Origin of the sequence: Mucilaginibacter sp. 3215 (genome assembly GCF_050433785.1) — a bacterium.
In the GTDB taxonomy this organism is placed as follows: domain Bacteria; phylum Bacteroidota; class Bacteroidia; order Sphingobacteriales; family Sphingobacteriaceae; genus Mucilaginibacter.
Genome location: NZ_JBNPWO010000013.1, coordinates 86718 through 108108 on the forward strand (window position 1 = coordinate 86718; position 21391 = coordinate 108108).

Consider the following 21391-nt stretch of genomic DNA (forward strand, 5'->3'; position numbering starts at 1 on the left):
TTAAGTTTTGGTAGTATTGACCGTTGATAGCTCACCGGTCGCTTTGCAGTTTTTTGAACACACACACGCATTTCCGACGCACTTTTTAGCCTGCCATTGATCAAGGTTTTTTATGGTTTGATTAGCTATCTGCTCTAATGCCTCACTGGTTAAAAAAGCCTGATGGGGGGTGATGAGTACATTTTTAAAGGTCATCAGTTTTTCCAGCAAAGGGTCTTTATCGGTATCATGTTGATGCTGCTCAAAAAAAAGGCCTTTTTCTTTTTCATAAACATCCAGTCCTAAATAACCTATTTTACCGGCTTCAAGGGCTTGTAATGCCGCTTCAGTATCAATTAATCCTCCTCGAGAAGTATTCAGGAGCATGACTCCATCTTTCATCAAAGTAAGGGTGTCATTATTGATCATATGATAGTTTTCGGGGCTGAGGGGGGCATGTAATGAAATGATATCGGCGGTAGTAAGCAGATCATTCATAGGCACTTGTTCAACTCCTGGCAAGTTTGATTTGACAATCGGATCGTAGCCAATAACACGACAGCCAAAGCCATTAAAGATAGCAGCAACCGCCTGCCCGGTATGTCCCAGGCCAATAATGCCAACTGTTTTGCCTGATAAATTAAACCCCATGAGGCCATTCAGCCTGAAATCGAACAGGTGGCTATGGGCGTTTGATTCGGTTAAATGCCTGTTCAGGGCAAGTGCCATGGCAACGGTATGTTCGGCAATAGCCTGCGGCGAGTATTCAGGTACATTGGCCAGTTTTATGTTGCGCAAAGCTGCTGTTTCCTTATCTATATGATCTGTACCAACCGACCGGGTAGCGATATATTTAACGCCGAGATCGGCCAGTTGGTTGATAACATAGGCAGATACATCGTCATTAGTAAAAACAACTACCGCTTCCTTACCCTCGGCATAAACCGCCGTTTCAGAATTTAATGGGTTAGAGATAAGGGTAATATCATGTTTTTTTTGGTTCGCTCTGGCCAAAAATTCCTTTTCGAACGCCTTGATACTGTAAGCTACAACTTTCATCTGTGCACATTTATATTAAACAAAACTACCCGGATGGCACCGGCAAAACCATGAGTGCGGTCAGTGAAAAAAATGACCTTTGTCAGTTTCTCATTTTTACCAGCTTGTTAAGGTCTGTTATATTGATGGTTGCACCTTTCTTTTCTATCAGGCCTTCCTCTTTAAAATCAGAAAGCGTACGGCTTACCGTTTCGGTAGCCATACCGGCCATTGATGCCATTTCTTCCCTTGATATTTTAAATTCCTGTTTTTCGCCGTTTTGCTTGTTCAGTCTTACTAATACCTGTGCCAGCCGTTTCCTTACCGAATGGTAAGCCAGTTCGATAAGCTGTTCTTCCTTTTCTTTGATATTGTTTGACAGTATTTTCAAAAATTGCCGGCCAACGTCAGGATATCGGTCAAGCATGGTTAAAACGGTATCTTTCGGCAGCAGGCATATGGCCGCGTCTTCGGTTGCTTCGGCAGTTTCGCCATAAGCATCATCAAGCAGCAGGGCATGTACGCCAAGGTAGTCGTCGGCTTTGTATAAGCCGGTCATCAGTTCCCTGCCGTCTTCGGCCAGTTTAAATGTTTTTATGCTGCCTTCCATCACCAGGTAAATTCCCTGCGGGCTATCCCCGTCATAAAATAATACTTGTTTTTTTCTTATCTGCCTTATTTTTCTACTGGCTATCAGTGCGTTTAATTCGGCTGCTCCGTTGCGCGAGTTGATGGCCAGGTGCTCTATTTTTTGCAGCGACCTGCTAAAAAATGCCTGTTGTTTTTCTTTTTTGCTCAACCTGCTATCAATGGCATTAAGCAATTCTATATCGTCAAAAGGTTTGGTAAGATAATCGTCGGCACCCATTTCCATGCCTTTTCTAAAGTCAACCCGTTCGGCTTTCGCGGTTAAAAATATAAAGGGTATGTTATCCGTTTCGGGCGATTTGCTGAGCATGAATAATACGCCATACCCGTCAAGCTCGGGCATCATGATATCGCACAAAATAAGGTCGGGTTTATGCTTTATAGCTAAGTCCACACCAATTTTGCCGTTACCGGCCTGTAATACCAGGTAGCCGGAAAGCTCCAGTATTTCGGCGGTGCTTTCTCTTATATCGGTATTGTCTTCAATAATGAGGATACTTTTTTTCATGATTGCGAAAATGTGAGCGTGAATGATGTTCCGTAATTAACTTTGCTTTCAAATTGCACCGTGCCGTTGATCAGGCCAACGTAGCGCGCCACTATATTAAGGCCGAGACCGGTACCTGATATATTGCCGGTATTATGTGCCCTGAAAAACGCTTCAAACAAGTGTTTCTGGTCATTTTCAGGGATGCCTATACCATTGTCCTTAACCACAACAACCAACTGATCGCTGGCTACCTCCGTGTTAAATTCAATAAAGGTATTTTCGCCCGAGTATTTGATGGCGTTGCTGATCAGGTTAATGATGCAGTTTTTTAATAGTGCGGGATCCAATCTAAAAACACTGGTAGTACCTGTATGCTGATAAATGATATTTTGGTTTTGTTTGGCTACCAATTGCATTTCTTCTGTTATTTCCTCGCCAAATTTTACCAGGTTAAATTCGGTAAATACGGGCTCAACCTTACCGGCTTCGAGTTTTTCGAGCGAGAGAAAATCATTCAGGATACCCGTAAGGTTACCTACCGACGTTTTTATTTTGGCGATGTGTTTGCTGATGTTAGGATTGCTAAACTCCTGCGCATATTTTTCAACAAGGATGGCCGACAATTGGATACTGCTCAGCGGGGTCCTGAACTCGTGCGAGGCCATTGATACAAAACGGCTTTTCATCTGGCCAAGTTCTTTTTCTTTCTCTAATGACAGGCTGACCTCTTCTTTAGCCTGCAGCAATTCGCTTACCGAATGCTTTAAAGAAATTGTACGCTCTTCCACCAGCTCTTCTAAATGGAGGGCGTACTCCTTTAATCTTTCTTCTGCCTCCTTTTCACGTGTGAGGTCATGGATAAAACCGGTATAGATTTTTCGGCCTGAAAACTGCACTTCACTTACCCCCAGACGGAAAGGGAATACGGAGCCATCTTTTTTTAACCCCTTAACTTCGCGGCCAAAACCTATAATGTGCGGCTTGCCTGTATTTTGATAACGGTTTATATAACCATCGTGCAGCTCCTTATCGGGCGGGGGCATTAAAACAGATACATTTTTACCAATTACTTCGCCGGGACTGTATTGAAACAGATTACATGCTGCCGGATTGATAGATTCGATAATTCCGTGGCTGTTTATGGTAATAATGCCGTCTATGGCATTTTCAATAATTGCTTTTAGCAGCGCGGCATTCTCCATCAGCGTTTCCTTGTTTAATGACAAAGATCACGAATGGATTTAGTCTTCAATATGATGTGCCTCACCATAAAAAGTGATCACAATCACTTTTTATGGTGAGGCACAAAGTGAAAGGATGGTTGAGTGTAGAGCAACCATCCTTTTTTTACCTATTTTTAAACTCTATCCGATCTGTTAAATAGAAAACAAAATATATGAAGTATACGGTACTGATCCTGATCTTATTCATATTTTTCAATAACCAGGCACAGTCGCAAAACATGATTTCGGGCGGAGACTTTAAAGACACTGATGGAAATCAGATTAATGCTCATGGGGCAGGGGTACTTTATTATAATGAGGTATATTACCTGTTTGGCGAAATTAAAAAAGGCAAAACCTGGCTGGTCCCCGGGCAAAGCTGGGAAGATTACCGGGTTCCTGCAGGCGGGGTATCATGTTATTCGTCGACAGATCTGAAACATTGGAAAAATCTGGGAACTGCATTAAGATCTGTGACAGGTGACCAGTCCAACGATTTAGATACCGGTAGGGTAATTGAACGGCCTAAGGTGCTTTATAACGAGAAAACCAAAAAATTTGTGATGTGGTTCCATAATGACAGAAATGATTACCAGGATTCAAAGGCCGGTATTGCCATAAGCGATTCGCCCGAGGGGCCATACACATACCTGGGCAGTATCAAACCAAACAATCAAATGCTTAGGGATATGACACTTTTTAAGGATACTGATGGCAAAGCCTACGTTGTTTATTCATCCGAAGATAACAACACTATGCATGTTTGCCTGCTGACAGATGATTATTTGAAGCCAACGGAACATTATACCCGGATTCTGATCGACAGAAACCGCGAAAGCCCGGCACTTTTCAAAAATAACGGCAAATATTTCCTGATCACTTCGGGGTGCTCTGGTTGGAGCCCCAACGCAGCATCTTATGCAACTGCGGATAGTATCATGGGGCCATGGAAGGAGGTAGGCAACCCCTGCAGCGGTGCTAATGCAGAACAAACATTCTTTGCCCAGGGAAATTATGTTTTGCCGGTAAGCGGAAAACCTTCAAATTTTATCTTCATGGGAGATCTGTGGAACAAACTTGACCTGGAAAAATCTGGTTATCTGTGGATTCCTTTTGAGGTAATAGACGGCGAAGTGAAGATAAATTACTGATGTGTTGCCGTTGATAAATTGGTGTTTAGTCCTGAGCCGAAAGTCATAAACACTAAGTAACCCAATAGCTGAAAACGGGAAAGACCGCTATGATTTGCGTCTTTCCCGTTGTATGCCCGGAATCTGGAGTGGCGTTATGCTTTTAATTTATTCCAAATCAGTATCTTATGTTTGTGATTGAGCGTTGCGCAATGAATCGTTCAGCCCTGTTTCTTCGCAATATTATCTGTATATCACCCGTTCTTAAAGTTTAAAAATCTGTTTCATGATCACCCATTTTTCTCCTTCTTTTGCCCAGGGGAGGGGTTGTTGAAATAGCCACATGAGTTGCTCCCATTCCTGTACTTTAGGATTTAGCGCGTCCATTTCTTCTTTTTTCTTTGACTCAAAATGGTCACTCGTTTCCATGATCATAAACAGCCGGTTTCCAGTGCGATAGATCTGCATATCAAGAATTTCCGCGTCTAGTATGCTTTTGCGTATTTCCGGCCAGCTATTTTCAGCCTTATGCCAATGTTCGTATTCCGCTATCAATTGCGGATCATCCTTTAAATCGAGGGCCAAACAGTATCGTTTCATAGTGATATTTAATTTTTACAGATAAGCGGAAGCGTATGATTCGTCAACTAAGCCATATTCTTTCATTTCTTTCCAAAATTGTATTGGGATCTTTAATGAAGCCAGCGAAACATTTTGTGAAACCCTGTCGGGATTTGTGGTATTCAGGGCGATACTTTTAACGCCCGGACCGTTTAACCCAAAAGCCACGCAGGCATCCGCCGGTTTTATTTTATAATCTGCACATAAGCGATAAAACAACTCTCGCCAACAATGTAAATGTTTGTCTTTTACCGGATCAGTTAACCGATAGTTATAATAATCAGACCCGGTTAAAAAGCCGCCATTAAAAACGGCGGAATTAATGATCAAAGTTCCTTGCTTTTCAAGCTCCTGCATAAATTCAATTAATTCTGGCGGATGGCTATGAATTGTCATGCTATTGGCGATCATTACCCAATCCAATTTTACATCCTGCGTTATCTTTTTGATGATCCGCCAGTCTTTCGAACCTACACCAATACCTTTTACTTTGCCATTCAGTTTCAATTCATTCAGCGCACGGTAGGCTTCCAATATGTCCCGGTAACGTTGTGCTTGTTCCTGTTTATCTTTTGCTGCATTAAGGTATTCATCGGGGTCATGTACCGATACCAGTTGTGCACGATAATTGCCCAGCAACTCATTTCCCTGTTCATAACATTCCAGGATGCCTTCATAACTTATTCGCTGAACGGCGTCATATTTCAGGTCGCGCCAAACACCCGGTTCAAAAGTAGGTTCGGGGCTTTTTAACTCCGTACGCAGCCAGCCCAATTTATTACTGATCAGTACCTCCGATGGGTAGACATTTAGTATTGCCAAAGCCTTTCCCAATGATTCGAGCGCGAGCCCCGCGCCGTATTTCCCGGCTGAGTCAAATACAGCCGGTTTAGGAGAATGCCTGATACATTCGGCAACAATAGCACATTTAACATCATCTGGAAGTGCTACATATAAATTTCCTAATCCACTGGTTCCAAAAATTATTTTAGGCAGATTGATTTCTTGCATATTGAAAATGGAGAATTGTTAAAGGATAGTTGAAACCGGTACATTTTCCGGCCCCACTTTTACACGATGTCCTTTTAATCCAAAAAGGGCCACCACCGCAAAGCATACCAACGGTACCACATAACCATTTTGAATATTGCCAGTTACATCGCTGATATAACCGAATGCCCTTGGCAACACAGCACCACCAACGATAGACATAATGATCAGGCTGCTGCCAAATTCCGTATCTGCCTTCAGATCTTTTATACCCAACGCGAAAATGGTTGGAAACATAATGGACATGAAGAAACAGATCCCAATTACTGTGTAAACCGTGATCATGCCGTGGCCAAAAATGGCGATTGCGGATAGCAAAATATTGATACCCGCATAAACTGCAAGTAAAACAGCCGAGCTGTAATACCTCATCAGGAAAGTACCAATAAACCTGCCTATCAGGAATGCAGCGCCGCACAAACCAAGATAGTAGGTCGTTTGCACCTCCGTAAGTCCGGCAGATTTCGTGGCATAAAGAATAAACAAACTAAATACACAAACTTGCGCGCCAACATAGAAGAATTGGGCAGCCACACCCCAGGCCAAATGACGGTGCTTCAAGGCATGGAAAATGTTTTTGCTGGCTGTATGTCCTTCATGCTGTTGGATCCTTGGCAGCCGTGTAAACGCAAAAAGTATGGCAATAAACACCAATACACTGCCTAATATAAAATAGGGTGTTTTTACTGATGAAGCTTCGGCGGCCAGCGCCAGTTTACGGCCCTGTTCTGTCATTGCGCTTAATTGTGCCGGAGTATAACCTTTTGTCAGTATAATATGTCCGCCAATTATAGGCGCGAGGGTGGCAGCCAGCCCGTTAAATGATTGCGCAAAGTTAAGCCTTTGTGTAGAAGTTGCGGGATCTCCTAATGAAGAAGCATATGGATTGGCGGCAGTTTCTAAAATGGTTAACCCGCAGGCAATGATAAACAAAGCTACAAGGAAAAATGTGTACTGCTGTGTATTGGCTGCCGGTATAAATAAATAGGAACCAAACGCGAAAATTAGCAGCCCTGTGATAATACCTGTTTTGTAGCCGTATTTTTTCATGATGAAACCTGCCGGTAAAGCCATCACGAAGTAGGCTATAAATACGGCGGAATCTACCAATGTAGCCTGAACTGTTGTGAGCGTAAATGACTTTTTTAAGTGAGGTATCAATATCGGGTCGAGGTTATGCGCGAAGCCCCATAAAAAGAATAAGCTGGTTATTAATATAAATGGGAAAAGAGTTTTATTCTTTGTCATGATCTGATCATTGTATTAAACTTTTGTATGCCGGATTAAAGGTTCTCAATTAATTATTTGGCAGTTATTTTAGCTGCCCATCCGCCTGCTGTATCCATATGGATGTTGATCACGGAATTAGCCGATATCTTTTTTTCAGATCGGGTTAGGTCTTGAGGAGATGATAACACATCGCCCCATGATGATAACGTGTAGTTACCCGCCGGTAAAAAGTCCATTTTCAATTGTACAGTTCTTTCAGAATCGTTTGTCATCGCGCCGATATACCAGTCTTTCCCGCTTCTTTTGGCAATAACGACATATTGGCCCGGGTAACCGCCGAGTACCTTTGTATCATCCCAAACGGTTGGTATATCGTTTAAAAAATCGGCTCCGGGCTTGCCCAAAATGTTTTCAGGCGCATCGCAATAAACCATAAACGGACTTTCGTAGATCACGAATTTTGCCAGCTCGGCACATCGGCTGTTCATTACCTGGGTAGGGCTTCCCTTTCTGAAATCGCTTTTCTTTACATTCAGGAATCCGCCGGGAGTATAATCCATTGGCCCGGCCAGCATACGTGTGAATGGGAGTGTGGTATTATGCTCCGCTGTTATCCTGGTCGAAAATTTTGAATATTCTTCTCCCAAAACTCCTTCCCTGGTTACCATGTTGGGATAGGTCCGCTCGATGCCGTCGGGTTTAAAAGCACCATGGAAATCAACCATCAAATGATATTTTGCAGCCGTTTGGATGATACGACGGTACCAGTTCACCATTTGCTGATCATCGCGGTCCATAAAATCAATTTTTATTCCCGCAATACCCCATTTTTCGTAAATCGGAAATGCTTTTTCAAAATTGTCATTCCGGTTAACATCCGAGCTGTATAGCCAAAGCCAGCATTTAACCTTTTTGGCTTTGGCATAGGCTAAAATTTCAGGCATATTTAATTGCGGCGCCACTTTGGTAATATCTGCTTCTGGTTTGTTAAATGGCCCATACCATTGCCAGTCAATAAGCATGTATGGCCAACGCTCTTTCGATGCCAGGTCTATATACTTTTTGATGGTCGGCATGTCTACTTTTACGTCTCCGCTCCACCAGTTATCCCAGGCGCTCATGCCTGGTTTGATCCAGCTGGGATCTTTCAATACGTTAGGTGGGTTCAGGTTTTGTATCAGTTCCGATTCAATCAGTTTACCAGGCGAACCTGCCAGCATCACTACACGCCAGGGCGTAAGCAGGTTATTAGTGAAACGTGCTTTAACACCATTTTCATTTTCACCGGGCAGGGGCGATAGCTTGGTGATCAGGCTGATTTTGTCGGTAGCACTGGTGTCAGTTTTTGAGGATCCTATATAAAATCCCGGATAGTTATCAATATTGGCTTCAGTAAAAGCCGCATAATGATGCTGATCTAATTCTACCAGCAAAGGTAAGCCCGCAATTGTTTTTTCTGTGATATGGTTTAGGTTTTTCGGTTGAAATTCGGTTTCCTGTGATGAGGTATAACTACCATAGTCTGCCACCCAGGTTTTTGCTTTTGCCGGTAAGTTAAAAGTGGTTAGCTCCTTTACTATCTGTCGGTCGCCGATTTTATCAGCCCCGAACAACTGGTAGCGAAATGCAACACCATCATTATAAGCCCTGAACCATATGTTCATGCGGCGCATTGGTGCCGATTTTTCTACCAGTGATAACTCCAGTTCATTGTAATGGTCGGTTACAATGCTGTGTTTAGCTTTTACTATTGGCGCCCAGGTTTGATTAACAGAATGCTCCACATGGCTGGTTACGGCCATGCCGGTTCCGAGAGCCGGTTCATCTTTAAACTCGAAGCCGAGTGATGAAGAATGGACGACTGTTAAACCGTTGCTGGAAACTGTATATTGCAGGTTGCTGGTGTTGTTTATTTCCACAACATTTTTTTTATCCGGCGATACCAGCTTAAAAGTTTGCGCCAAAGAAGGAACTGCCAGTGAAACGGCAGTGATCAGGGTGTAACAAGTTTTCAGGTTCATCATATAAATTAAACAGCTCCTTCTATTTTTAAAACAAACGCATCTTTACCGGGTGCCTGCTCAGGCAATTTTACTTTAAGACCGGCCTCAGTCTGCTCAAAACTCAACTTGCCGTTTCCGAGCAAGCTTACACTGTTTACATTGCCTGTTTCATTATTTTTTGCTAACTTTTTAACAATGGCTTCATTCCCGGTTGGCCAACCCAGCATGGTAGCATAAAGGGTTTTGCCTTTTACAGTAAACCGGATATCTTCGGCTCCGAATGGTTTGCCTTTGCCTTCATTAAAGCCCTGCGCGCTAATTGGGGCCGCTGAATCTGTTGCGGGGCCCTCTCCAAACACTTTCCACGGGCGGGTGCCATAAATTGCTTCGCTGTTAACCTGCATCCAGGCGCCTATTCCCTCAACAACTGCACGTTCTTCACTATCGATACTTCCGTCTCCCCGTAATGGAACGTTTAAAAGCAGGTTACCGTTTTTACTTACAATATCAACCAGGGTATGTACCACTGTTTTGGCACTTTTGTAGCTCTTATTATTAAATATGCGCCGGTCATAATGCCAGCCGCCAATACAGGTATCGGTTTGCCATGGTAAAGGTTCTATCTGGTTACTTTGGCCACGTTCTATATCCCATATCATGCATTTACGCTGCTGCTCATTCAATACTTTAGCAAATAGTGCGGCCTGTAGCTTTCCGTGCTTTTTAATGCTGGTATTGTACATATGCGCTGCTATTTTTAAACCGGCATCACTTACCGGCCATAGGGGCAAGGCTGTATCATCAAAATAAATCAGTTCTGGGCCGTATTTATCTATCAGCTCAATGGTGCGGTTCAAAAACTTATCACAGTAAGCTTTGCTGGGCGCGCTTGCGCCGTTGCCCCAGTCCCAATGGCTGCCCATACTGTTGTCATCAAGGCTGTCCTTACTTAAAGGATGGTTTTGTGCATATAGTTCCTGTGGGTCATAGCCACTCCACCATTTACCTGCGCCATCAGCTTTGGTAAGCTTGCCGTCATAAGGTACACCTGCCAACGGGCCGGTTTTATCCGCACGTTGGGCAGCCTCATACCAGGTCCAGGGGTGGGAAGCGTGTACGGTTACCCCAAAAGGCAAACCATGCTCTTTAGCTGCTTTGGCCCAGCCGCCTATCAGGTCTTTTTTAGGGCCAAGTTTAGTAGAGTTCCAGCTTTGGTATTTGCTGTCATAAAGGTCAAAATTATCATGGTGATTGGCCAGTGCCATAAAATATTTGGCGCCGGCTTTTTTATATAGGCCAACCAATTCATCTGGGTTCCAATTTTCGGCTTTCCATTCGTTAATAACGTCTTTAAAACCAAATTTGGAAGGATGCCCATATTTTTGAACATGATATTTATACTGGTCGCTGCCTTCCTGGTACATACCGCGTGCATACCAGTCACCACGTTCTGGCTGGCACTGCGGGCCCCAATGCGCCCACATCCCGAACTTGGCATCGCGAAACCAGTCCGGCACCTGATACTGAGTCAATGAATCCCAACTGGGTTTAAAAGGCCCCGAAGCAATTGCGGCGTTTGAATTAGTTTGCAGCAAACTGCTACCAAATACTCTTGACAGATACAGAGATGAGAGCCCCGTGGCCATGCCTTTTATTAATGTTCTTCTTTTCATAATTGAGTTTGGAAGTTTTGAAAAAGTACCTATTTGGAGCAGCTATGCAAACGAGTAGCCAGGCTTTTAAGTAAATTTCTATATGTCATTATCTATAATTGGGTGATGAGCAATTCACGTTACGCTTGTCAGCAATTGATCATCAATCAAATTTCTTTGAAATAATATTTAAATAGTTGAACTAATGGGACTTTTTTTTATACAAAACCGACTTTTTGGGCGGTTAATATTACGATTGAAGTTAAGATTTATAAAAAGATTGGGTGCTACTTAAATCAAATTATCTTTCAGGTTTGATTGTAAATAGCTTATTTATTGAGAGTTGTCATGCAATGGAAATAAAGCGCTTGTTTACGCCATGTCAGAATGCGTAGTGAAGGAAGACTTGGGAATGGGATTGTAAAAAATGAAATCATTGGCTGTTTCAGACCATGCTATCCTCAAGTTGCAGCATTATTGGTGAAAAAAGCGACAATGATAAGCATATGAATACTAATGATTGAAGCCAACCTGGTACATCTGTTTTTTATATTCGCTGGGCGACATACCAGTTAGCTTTTTGAAAGTTTTGGAAAAATAAGAAAGGTTATCAAACCCGGTTTGTGTGCAGATCTCTGAGTAAGCCATTCTGCTTGTTGCCATCAGATATTGTGCGCGTTCAATTCGTTTTTCATTTATATAATTCAACGGCCTGGTTCCTGTGTGCTGCTTAAACTGCCTTGAAAAATAATCGACATTTTGATTTGCCCGGGAAGCCAGCAGGTTCACAGTTAGATCCATGTGTAAATTAACAAGGATATAATTTAAGGTTTCTGCAATTTTAACGGGTATAGATTTATGTTCCGGATGTTTAAATAATTGTGGGTTAAGGAATTTTGCGGTTAACATCATCAGGATACCTTGGGTTTCCAGGTACACGGAAGTGTTTTGTTGATTATTAAGTTCCTGATATTCCTTATAGTAGATATCTTTTTCATATACCTTGGGATTGTCTGACCGGTTAATTCCTCTACCCGGGTTAATTTCAAGAAGTCTGTTAAAAAGGTTGATATCCATTTCGGTGGCCCTTGTTTTCAATATAACCCTATGGTTAGCGAAAAGCGAACTTCCATCTATTGAATCCTCAAAAAACTGAACGAAATACTGGCCCAGATAATCACTGCACCCTAAGTTACATAGCGTGAAACTTGGAACTATGTATAGATAACCCGGTTCAAGTTTTAGCAAGCTGGCTGCATCTGATATTTCACCTTCTCCATCATCTATATAATAAATGCGATAGTAAGGACTGATCACATTCCTGTAATTCCATTTACAGTTAAGCTTCACATAGTCAACGTTGAGGAGTGAGAAAGTATGTTTTAAATTTCTTTTGATCATCTGAATCACAAATATGCAAATTGCATTGATATCCCTAAATGCATATGAATATCTTAAATATAGTAAAGTCGGATTTTTACAACAAAAAGTCCATTTTAATTAAGTTTTTAGATGGCGGCTTACTGTAGGTTTGAATCAACCAATATAAAGAAGGAATATCTCAAAACTTTGCATTAATACCAGGCATTAACAGGCTTGCTTTGCATATTAAAATTTGATATTTACCAAACACTGTCTTTTATTGATTATTTTTATGAATACTCCTAAGCTATGAGATATAAATTATCACTAAGCGTGCTTATATTGTTGTTGACGTTTCGTGTTGCTTTTGCGCAAAATGGCAAATACCAGTTTTCGCAGCTCAACAGAAGCAATGGCTTGTCTCACAACCAGGTTAACTGCATTTTTAAAGATTCTGAAGGTTTTATGTGGTTTGGTACTGCATCGGGCCTTAACCGTTATGATGGGTATAGTTTTAAAATATTCAAACATGACGCTAATAATAAAAAGTCGCTTAATGATGATTTTGTAAGCGGTATTTTTGAAGGACCTGGCAAAAAATTATGGGTGTCAACCCGCGGAGGATACTGTTTTTATGATCCGGAAACGGAACAGTTTGACAGTGATATGTCGGTAATGACGAGCTCGTTAAAGGTTCCTGGATATCCTAACGTATCTAAAATAATTCACGGTGGTAAGGGCGAGTTTTGGCTTTTGTGCCCGGATTCCGGTCTTTACAAGTATAATGGAGTCAACAAAACAACCCGTCGGTATTATCACGACCGTTCAAGCGTATCATTATATTCGAATCTCATTTCAGACATAACTCAGGATGCTGCCGGCAACCTTTGGTTGGTATACCGTAACGGAATGGTTGAAAAGTTTGATATCAGTCAAAATAAAATTTCCTACCGCACAGATATTTTTAATAAAGCTGTTAATAGTAAAGATGCATATTACGCCATTACTGTTGATAAGGATAACGATTTATGGTTTTACACCCCCGGTTTTTACGCCAACGCGTATTATTACAGTCCATCAAGCAGGGCGTTCAGGCCTATCGCTAACGAACCTTCGGGGCTCAAATTAAAATCTAATATCATCAGCAACATTATCCAGGCCGATGACGGCCTGATATGGATAGCAACCGACCATGGCGGTATAAATTTGTTAGATAAAAAAACTTTCACATTTACCTATTTATTGAACAGGGAAGATGATGCCAAATCATTAAGTCAAAACAGCGTTATCAACCTTTATAAAGACGATTCGGGTATTATGTGGGCAGGCACCTTTAAAGAAGGTGTAAGTTATTATCACAAAAATATTATCCGGTTCCCATTATACAGGCACTTCGCTTCAGACCCTAAAAGTTTGGGTTTCGAAGATGCTAACAAGTTTGTTGAAGATAAAAATGGGAACATTTGGATTGGTACAAACGGGGGAGGCTTAATTTATTTTAACCGTGAAACCGGCAGTTTTAAGCAATATAAGTATGAACCAGAAAATGCAAACAGTCTCAGCAATGATATTATTGTCAGTTTATGTATCGATCATGATCAAAAATTGTGGATAGGGACATATTTTGGCGGCCTGGACTGCTTTGACGGAAAAACGTTTACCCACTATAAACATGACGATAAGATAGCCGGGAGCCTTGCCGATAACCGGGTGATGAGTATTTTCGAAGATTCATCGCATAAGTTATGGATAGGGACATTTGCAGCCGGGCTCCAGATATTTGACAGAGAAAAAAAGAAATTTTCCCCTCCCTTTAAACAAACAGATATCAGGTGTCTTTACGTTTCTGCTCTGTTTGAAGACCGCAAAGGCAATATTTGGGTTGGAGGATACTTTGGTATCGATGTGATTTTAAAAAATACAGGCAGGTTTATTCATTACAGTATAAATAAAGATGATCCTAACAGCTTAATCAGTAATACAATCAACTGCATTAACCAGGACAGGCATGGCTTGATCTGGATAGCTACGCGCTACGGATTAAGCATACTTAACCCCGAAACCAACAAGTTCACATCGTTAACAAAGCGAAACGGATTACCAGATAATGCCATATTGCAAATACTGGAAGATAGCAAAGGAAGAATGTGGTTTAGTACTGCTAATGGTTTAAGCAGGGTAACGCTTATTGCCCAAAAGGCTCCTTACGCTTTCAGGTTTGAGAATTTTGATGAAACGGATGGTTTGCAAGGCCGGGAATTTAATGACCAGGCAGGGCTCAAAACCCGCAAGGGCGAACTCATATTTGGCGGCGGGCATGGTTTCAATATTTTCGACCCGTTAGCCATACATGCCAATATCAACAAGCCCAAACTAACTTTTACTGATTTCTTTCTGTATAATAAAAGTATCAAAGCCAATGAGGAAGTTAACGGACATGTTGTATTGTCAAAAGCTATTTCGGCAACCCGCCAACTGACACTAACACATAGTGAGAACGTATTTACCATTGAGTTTGCCGCACTTAATTTCTTTAATCCCAACAAAGTAAAACATCAGTATATGTTGGAAGGCTTTGATAAGGATTGGATTGATGCCGATAATGCTACGAGAAAAGCCACCTACACCAACCTTGATGGCGGTAATTATACTTTTAAAGTACGGGCGGTTAGCCAGGAAGGGCGGTGGGACCCTGATTATATCACATTAAAAATTAAGGTATTGCCCCCGTTCTGGAAATCGACAATAGCTTATTTTATTTATATATTACTTTTATTGGGGATCCTATTTTTCATGCGCCGACGCGGAATTCAAAAAATAAGAAGGCAGTTTGAAATCGAAAAGGAGAAACGCGAGGCTAAATTGTTAATTGAAAATGAGCGGCAGGAGGCCAGGCGTATGCATGAACTTGATATGATGAAAATTAAGTTCTTCACCAATGTAAGCCATGAATTCCGGACCCCTTTATCATTGATCATGGCACCTGTTGATAAGATTTTAAAGCAAACCGAGGCCGAAGAGCAGAGAAATCAGTTGCAATTAATTAACCGCAATGCTAAACGGTTACTAAATATGGTAAATCAGTTGCTTGATTTCAGGAAAATGGAGGTGCAGGAACTTAGGCTGCATGCACGGAGCGGAGATATTATCAATTTTATTAAGGAAATGGCTTACTCGTTTTCGGATGTTGCTGAGAAAAAACATATCAGGCTGGTATTCGATTCGGAAATTCAAAACCTGATTATCAACTTTGATCACGATAAAATCGAACGCATCATTTTCAACCTGCTTTCCAATGCTTTTAAGTTTACACCCGATGGCGGGCATATAAGTGTTTTATTGGCGATGGTTGAAAAAGCGCCTGAAGAGCGACAGCTTGAGATAAAGGTTATTGATACGGGTATTGGAATTCCGTTAGATAAGCAGGATAGAATTTTTGAACGCTTTTTTCAAAACGAGGTGCCAGGATCCATGGTTAACCAGGGTAGTGGTATAGGGCTGTCAATAACCAAAGAATTTGTAAAGCTGCACAACGGTGAAATATCAGTGCAAAGTGAACCCGGACAAGGCAGCTATTTTACTATACTTTTACCTGTTGATTTAGTGACAGAGGAAGAAGTATCGATAAATGAACCTGATTTCCCCCGGACAGCAGTATCCGAAAACCCCGATTGGGTGCAGGCGGGAGGCAGCAATTCAATAAAAAAGCTTTCTGTTTTACTGGTTGAAGATAATGAGGATTTCCGTTTTTATTTGAAAGACAATTTAAATGAGACTTTCAACATTATCGAGGCTGCTAATGGAAAGGAAGGATGGCAAAAAACCCTGGCCCTTCACCCTAACCTGGTAGTCAGTGATATCAGCATGCCGGAGATGAATGGCATTGATTTATGTCGGAAAATACGAAACGATAAACGTACATCACATATACCAGTTGTGTTGCTTACGGCTGTTACAGATGAAGAACAGCAATTGCAGGGACTTGAAACGGGTGCCAATGATTACCTGACCAAGCCTTTTAATTTCGAGATCCTGACTTCTAAATTAAAGAACATATTGGCCATGCAGCAAGATATGCGTAAAACTTATCAAAAGCAGCTTGACGTTACCCCGACTGAAGTAGAAACTGAATCACTTGATGAAGCGTTTATAAAAAAAGCGGTACAAATAATCGAAAAAAATATTGACAACGCCGAATTCTCGGTGGAGGAATTGAGCAGCGAATTATTCGTGAGCCGCGTAACCCTGTACAAAAGAGCGTTGGCTTTAACAGGAAAATCTCCCGTAGATCTGATCCGCACCATCCGCCTCAAACGTGCCGCACAGTTGCTTGAGAATTCACAGTTAACTATATCACAGATCTCCTACAAGGTAGGCTTTAAAAGCCAAAAGTACTTCGTACGATGCTTTAAGGCCGAATTTAATTGCCTTCCATCTGCGTATGTCAGCAACAAGAACAAATAGCGTTTTATAAACGTTCAGTCGGTTTTACCGCAAGGAAATTGCATTTATTATTTTTTAAAACGATTTACCTGATTTTGCTATTGGTTTAACTTGATGCTTTTTGGGTCTTTTTGTTAAATTTAGTACAACATCTGTTTCAGTTATGACCGATTATCGGGTGTGGGTCTACTTTAACTTGCTGTAAATAAGCGGAGTATATGGTTTTAACATTTGTGTCCCCATTTGTGAACAATCGATTGCACCCCGGCATTTAGATTAGCAGCGTAATTCAATGTTTCTTTATTGTAAAACGCAATTAAAGTTTGGCATTGCTTAAGCCAATTTTCAAACCTGCTTAATTTACTATGATGTTAAAACGTATACTTTGGTGTACTGCTGCTATTTTTTCGATTGCTTCTCCGCTCAAGGCCGCTTATTGCAATAGTCCTCAAAAGGCAATGAAGGATACAGCCGTTGTCAGCACAATTTATCCGTCATACAATATATCACCCAAAGCTCCCGATAAAACGGGAATGGATAACACTGCTGTGCAACAGGCAGCAAACATCAAATTGGGCTGGAACATCGGCAACACAATGGAAGCGCCCGGCGGCGAAACCGGCTGGGGCAATCCTTTAATTACAGAGGATTATATTAAATTGGTTAAGCGCAGCGGGTTTAATGCCATTCGTATCCCTTGTGCCTGGGATCAATATTCAGATAAAAAAACTGCCAAAATACAGGATGCCTGGTTAAAACGCGTAAAACAGGTAGTACAATATTGTGTGAAAAACGATATGTATGTGTTGCTCAATATTCACTGGGATGGTGGTTGGCTTGAGAATAATTGCACTCCGGCTAAACAGGATTCTGTTAACGCTAAACAAAAAGCGTTTTGGGAACAAATTGCAACAGCAATGCGCGATTTTGACGAACATGTGATGTTTGCCAGCGCTAATGAGCCGGCTGCAGATGATGCCGCGGCAGCAGCAATACTTGCTACCTATCATCAAACTTTTATTAACGCGGTTAGGTCAACCGGTGGTAAAAACGCCTACCGTGTATTGGTACTGCAGGGCCCATCTACTAACATGGAAAAAACAAGTCATTTTATGACATCCCTGCCAACCGATCAGGTGGCAGGCCGGCTAATGGTTGAGGTACATTATTATTCCCCCTTTAATTTTTGCCTTATGGAAAAAGATGAACCATGGGGCCGCATGTTTTATTATTGGGGGAACGGGCACCACTCATTATCGGATTCTGCGAGAAACCCAACTTATGGAGAAGAGGCTGAGGTTAAGAGCACATTCCAACTCATGAAAACAAAATTCGTTGATAAAGGAATCCCTGTTGTGATGGGAGAATATGGCGCTTACAGACGAACTGCCCCTAAAGATTTGGCGGTACACAATGATGCTGTAGATTATTGGATAAAGTTTACAACACAACAAGCTATAGCCAACAGCCTTAAGCCATTTTTTTGGGATATAGGTATTGCCCTGGACAGACGAAATAATAAAGTACTTGATCAACGCACAATTAATGCCCTTATAGCAGGGGCCAAGTAACAATTTTTGCAATGATAATAAATCCGCTGATTGCCATGCAAGCGTCTTATACCAAACCTTGTTTAAAAAAATGAAACCAACCTACTTTTTGTATTTTTTGATTCTAGTGTTCGCTACAGGGAAAACTATAGCCCAATCCCCTGAAATAGCTTCAAAACGCGAACATTTATCTATTGATAATGACTGGCGCTTTGCTTTGGGGCATGCATACGATGTTTCTAAAGATTTTTATAACGGGACCGGCGGGTTCTCCTATTTGGCCAAAACTGGTTATGGCGATGGCGCCGCATCGGCAGAATTTGACGACAGGGGCTGGCGTAAGATCGACCTTCCGCATGATTGGGCAGTTGAACAGCCATTTAGCCCGAAAGGCAGTTTCAGTCACGGATCGAAAGCTATTGGCCGTAACTTCCCCGAGGCAAGCGTGGGCTGGTACCGCAAAACCTTTGCTATACCGGCTTCCGACCTTGGTAAGCGTATATCCATAGCGTTTGATGGCGTTTTCCGAAATAGTATAGTTTGGGTAAACGGACATTACTTAGGCACCGAACCCAGCGGCTATAATCGCTTTGAATATAATATTTCAGAATATTTAAACTATGGCGGCAACAACGTTATAGCCGTACGTGCGGATGTAACTATGGAAGAAGGTTGGTTTTATGAAGGCGCGGGCATCTATCGCCATGTGTGGCTTAACAAAACAAACCAGGTTCACATCGTGCCCGATGGAACGTTCGTTACTACAGCGGTAAAAAGCAATGTGGCCGATGTTACGGCAACGGCTACCATCAACAATGACGACAAAAAAACAAGAAGTTTTAATATAACTCAAACAATTATTGATGAGAATGGGAAAGCCCTCGCGACGAATACAACTACCGGGCTTACGTTGAAGCCTTTTGCATCGCAGGATATTAAAAATATTTTGACTGTTAACAATCCAAAGCTCTGGTCGTTAGAAACGCCATATTTACATAAGCTGATTACTTCAGTTGAAGAGAATGGAAGTATCATAGACAGTTACGTAACAACTTTCGGGATCCGAACCATAAGGTTCGACGCTAATGAGGGCTTTTTTCTAAATGGCAAACACATAAAAATACAGGGCACGAATAATCACCAGGACCATGCCGGCGTTGGTGCAGCAATGCCCGATGCTTTACAGGATTTCAGGATCAGGACTTTAAAAGGAATGGGCTGTAATGCCTATCGCTGTTCGCATAACCCGCCAACGCCCGAATTACTTGACGCCTGCGATAGGTTAGGGATGCTGGTTATCGATGAAAACCGCTTAATGGGTGTGGCATCCACTCAACTAAATGACCTGAAAAGGATGATCCTGCGCGACCGTAACCATCCCAGCATCATCAGTTGGTCGATAGGAAATGAAGAATGGGGTATTGAAGGCAATATCACCGGGGCGCGGATAGCAGCCACTATGCAGGCTTTTGCCAAATCGGTTGATTCAACGCGTTATATTACGGCGGCTATAAGCGGCGGTATCGGCTCAGGGATATCAACAGTGATAGATGTGCTTGGCTATAACTACGTTGCCACCAAAAACACTGATGAGCAGCATAAGAAATACCCTAATCAGTTTAGCTGGGGTACCGAAGAGGGCTCGACAGTTGCCTCGAGGGGGATTTACGAGGATGATATGGACAAGCATCAGCTTGTGGCATACGACAGAAAACAAAACGATTTTTTTTATAGCCTGGAACAAGGCTGGAAACATTATGCCTCGCGTCCGTACCTGGCCGGCATGTTCATCTGGACCGGTTTTGATTACCGGGGAGAACCAACGCCGTTTGGATGGCCATCAGTGGGGGCATATTTTGGGATGGTTGATGTCTGTGGTTTTCCAAAGGACGATTACTATTATTTAAAATCATGGTGGACGAACGAGACAGTGGTGCACCTGTTGCCGCACTGGAACTGGCATGGCAAAGAAGGCCAGGAAATAAGAGTATGCGCATATAGCAATTGCGACGAGGTGGAGCTATTCCTAAACAGAAAAAGTCTCGGCAAAAAAACTATGGAGCCGAACGGACACCTCGAATGGCAGGTAAAATATGAGCCCGGGACGCTGGAAGCTGTAGGGTACAAAAAAGGCATTAAAGCTGGTAATGATATTGTTAAAACTACGCTTACGCCAAATCAGGTTAAGTTAACAGCCAACCGCAAAGTGATTAAGGCTGATAAAAAAGATATTGCCATAATTACCGTACAGGCCGATGATAAAAACAACCTGCGGGTGCCAACCGCCCAAAATGAGCTGAGCTTTTCAATTACAGGCCCCGGTAAAATTATGGGGGTCGGCAACGGCGACCCAACTTCGTTGGAGGCGGATCAATATTCAGAACGGATAGAACTTGTTCAGATAGGTGCTTTCAAAGAGAAATTTGTCGGCGATTTAAATGCAAAGGCCGAGATTGCAGCGGATTATGACGATAGCAGTTGGCAAAACGCTTTTAAAGACACACGCGACGATGAATTTGGCCGGAAAGTGAAAGCTGTAGTTTACAGGGCTGGTTTCACTATGCCTGCTGATGTGGCTACCGCAACGGTTACCTTATTTAGTAAAAGTATCGGCAAAGTTCAAAACATCTACATTAATGGTAAGGAAGTAGGGCATGAAATCAAAGCGGGCGATGGGAACACCGAATTTAAACTGGAAGCCTCATTACTGCACCCCGGCAACAATACCATCGCAATTGTAGCTACCCCCCTGCTTAAAGCAAACATCTGGGCGAGCGTTAATACCGATCCCGGCCTTATCCAATTGGTTTACTCTGCAGAGCAATATAAGCGAAAACTTTTTAGTGGTTATGCCCAGGTTATTGTCCAGTCAACCGGGCAGCTGGGCACTATAGTTTTAAAGGCAATCTCGCCGGGGTTAAAGCAGTCGGCTATTGAAATTACAGCTGCTGATAAATAATGTTAAACCAAGA

At 42.2% G+C, this 21391-nt stretch carries 13 protein-coding genes; 4 read left to right on the forward strand and 9 right to left on the reverse strand.

Annotation, left to right across the window (positions count from 1 at the left end):
• From ABIC84_RS19575 to ABIC84_RS19585, 3 genes are all read right to left on the reverse strand, one after another.
• Positions 1-1038: a 2-hydroxyacid dehydrogenase gene (locus tag ABIC84_RS19575; protein ID WP_429264625.1), complete on the reverse strand. Its 1038-nt coding sequence runs from the start codon at positions 1036-1038 to the stop codon at positions 1-3.
• An 82-nt stretch (positions 1039-1120) separates the two neighbouring features.
• Positions 1121-2173, reverse strand: a complete 1053-nt coding sequence (locus ABIC84_RS19580) for a response regulator (RefSeq protein ID WP_413319684.1) — start codon at positions 2171-2173, stop codon at positions 1121-1123.
• The gene (locus ABIC84_RS19585; protein WP_429264671.1) at positions 2170-3357 is read right to left on the reverse strand and encodes a PAS domain-containing sensor histidine kinase; all 1188 of its coding nucleotides are present in this window, start codon (positions 3355-3357) and stop codon (positions 2170-2172) included. Before ABIC84_RS19585 ends, ABIC84_RS19580 begins: the two co-directional genes overlap by 4 nt.
• 194 nt (positions 3358-3551) lie before the next feature.
• On the opposite strand from ABIC84_RS19585, the gene ABIC84_RS19590 reads away from it, so the two are divergent.
• Entirely contained in the window at positions 3552-4529 is a 978-nt protein-coding gene (locus ABIC84_RS19590) for a glycoside hydrolase family 43 protein (RefSeq protein ID WP_429264626.1), read from the forward strand.
• Positions 4530-4772: 243 nt separating this feature from the next.
• Here the strand turns inward: ABIC84_RS19590 and ABIC84_RS19595 are convergent, their stop codons facing one another.
• The 6 genes from ABIC84_RS19595 to ABIC84_RS19620 all read right to left on the reverse strand — a co-directional run bounded on the left by ABIC84_RS19595 (position 4773) and on the right by ABIC84_RS19620 (position 12465).
• Positions 4773-5108 (reverse strand): L-rhamnose mutarotase, encoded by a 336-nt coding sequence (locus tag ABIC84_RS19595; RefSeq protein WP_090533212.1) that lies wholly within the window; start codon positions 5106-5108, stop codon positions 4773-4775.
• Positions 5109-5123: 15 nt separating this feature from the next.
• Positions 5124-6140, reverse strand: a complete 1017-nt coding sequence (locus ABIC84_RS19600) for an aldo/keto reductase (protein WP_429264627.1) — start codon at positions 6138-6140, stop codon at positions 5124-5126.
• Positions 6141-6158: 18 nt separating this feature from the next.
• Positions 6159-7427: an L-fucose:H+ symporter permease gene (fucP, locus tag ABIC84_RS19605; RefSeq protein WP_426585826.1), complete on the reverse strand. Its 1269-nt coding sequence runs from the start codon at positions 7425-7427 to the stop codon at positions 6159-6161.
• Between the two features lie 53 nt (positions 7428-7480).
• Positions 7481-9433, reverse strand: a complete 1953-nt coding sequence (locus ABIC84_RS19610; RefSeq protein ID WP_429264628.1) for a glycoside hydrolase family 97 protein — start codon at positions 9431-9433, stop codon at positions 7481-7483.
• Between the two features lie 5 nt (positions 9434-9438).
• Positions 9439-11085, reverse strand: coding sequence for an alpha-L-fucosidase (locus tag ABIC84_RS19615; RefSeq protein WP_429264629.1), 1647 nt, complete (start codon positions 11083-11085; stop codon positions 9439-9441).
• Positions 11086-11577: 492 nt separating this feature from the next.
• Positions 11578-12465, reverse strand: a complete 888-nt coding sequence (locus ABIC84_RS19620) for a helix-turn-helix domain-containing protein (RefSeq protein ID WP_429264630.1) — start codon at positions 12463-12465, stop codon at positions 11578-11580.
• Positions 12466-12735: 270 nt separating this feature from the next.
• Between ABIC84_RS19620 and ABIC84_RS19625 the strand changes: the two genes are divergently transcribed.
• The 3 genes from ABIC84_RS19625 to galA all read left to right on the forward strand — a co-directional run bounded on the left by ABIC84_RS19625 (position 12736) and on the right by galA (position 21378).
• The gene (locus ABIC84_RS19625; protein WP_429264631.1) at positions 12736-16890 is read left to right on the forward strand and encodes a hybrid sensor histidine kinase/response regulator transcription factor; all 4155 of its coding nucleotides are present in this window, start codon (positions 12736-12738) and stop codon (positions 16888-16890) included.
• 344 nt (positions 16891-17234) lie between these two features.
• Positions 17235-18440, forward strand: coding sequence for a glycoside hydrolase family 5 protein (locus tag ABIC84_RS19630; RefSeq protein ID WP_429264632.1), 1206 nt, complete (start codon positions 17235-17237; stop codon positions 18438-18440).
• Between the two features lie 70 nt (positions 18441-18510).
• Positions 18511-21378, forward strand: a complete 2868-nt coding sequence (galA, locus tag ABIC84_RS19635) for a beta-galactosidase GalA (RefSeq protein ID WP_429264633.1) — start codon at positions 18511-18513, stop codon at positions 21376-21378.
• Positions 21379-21391 lie beyond the last annotated feature (13 nt).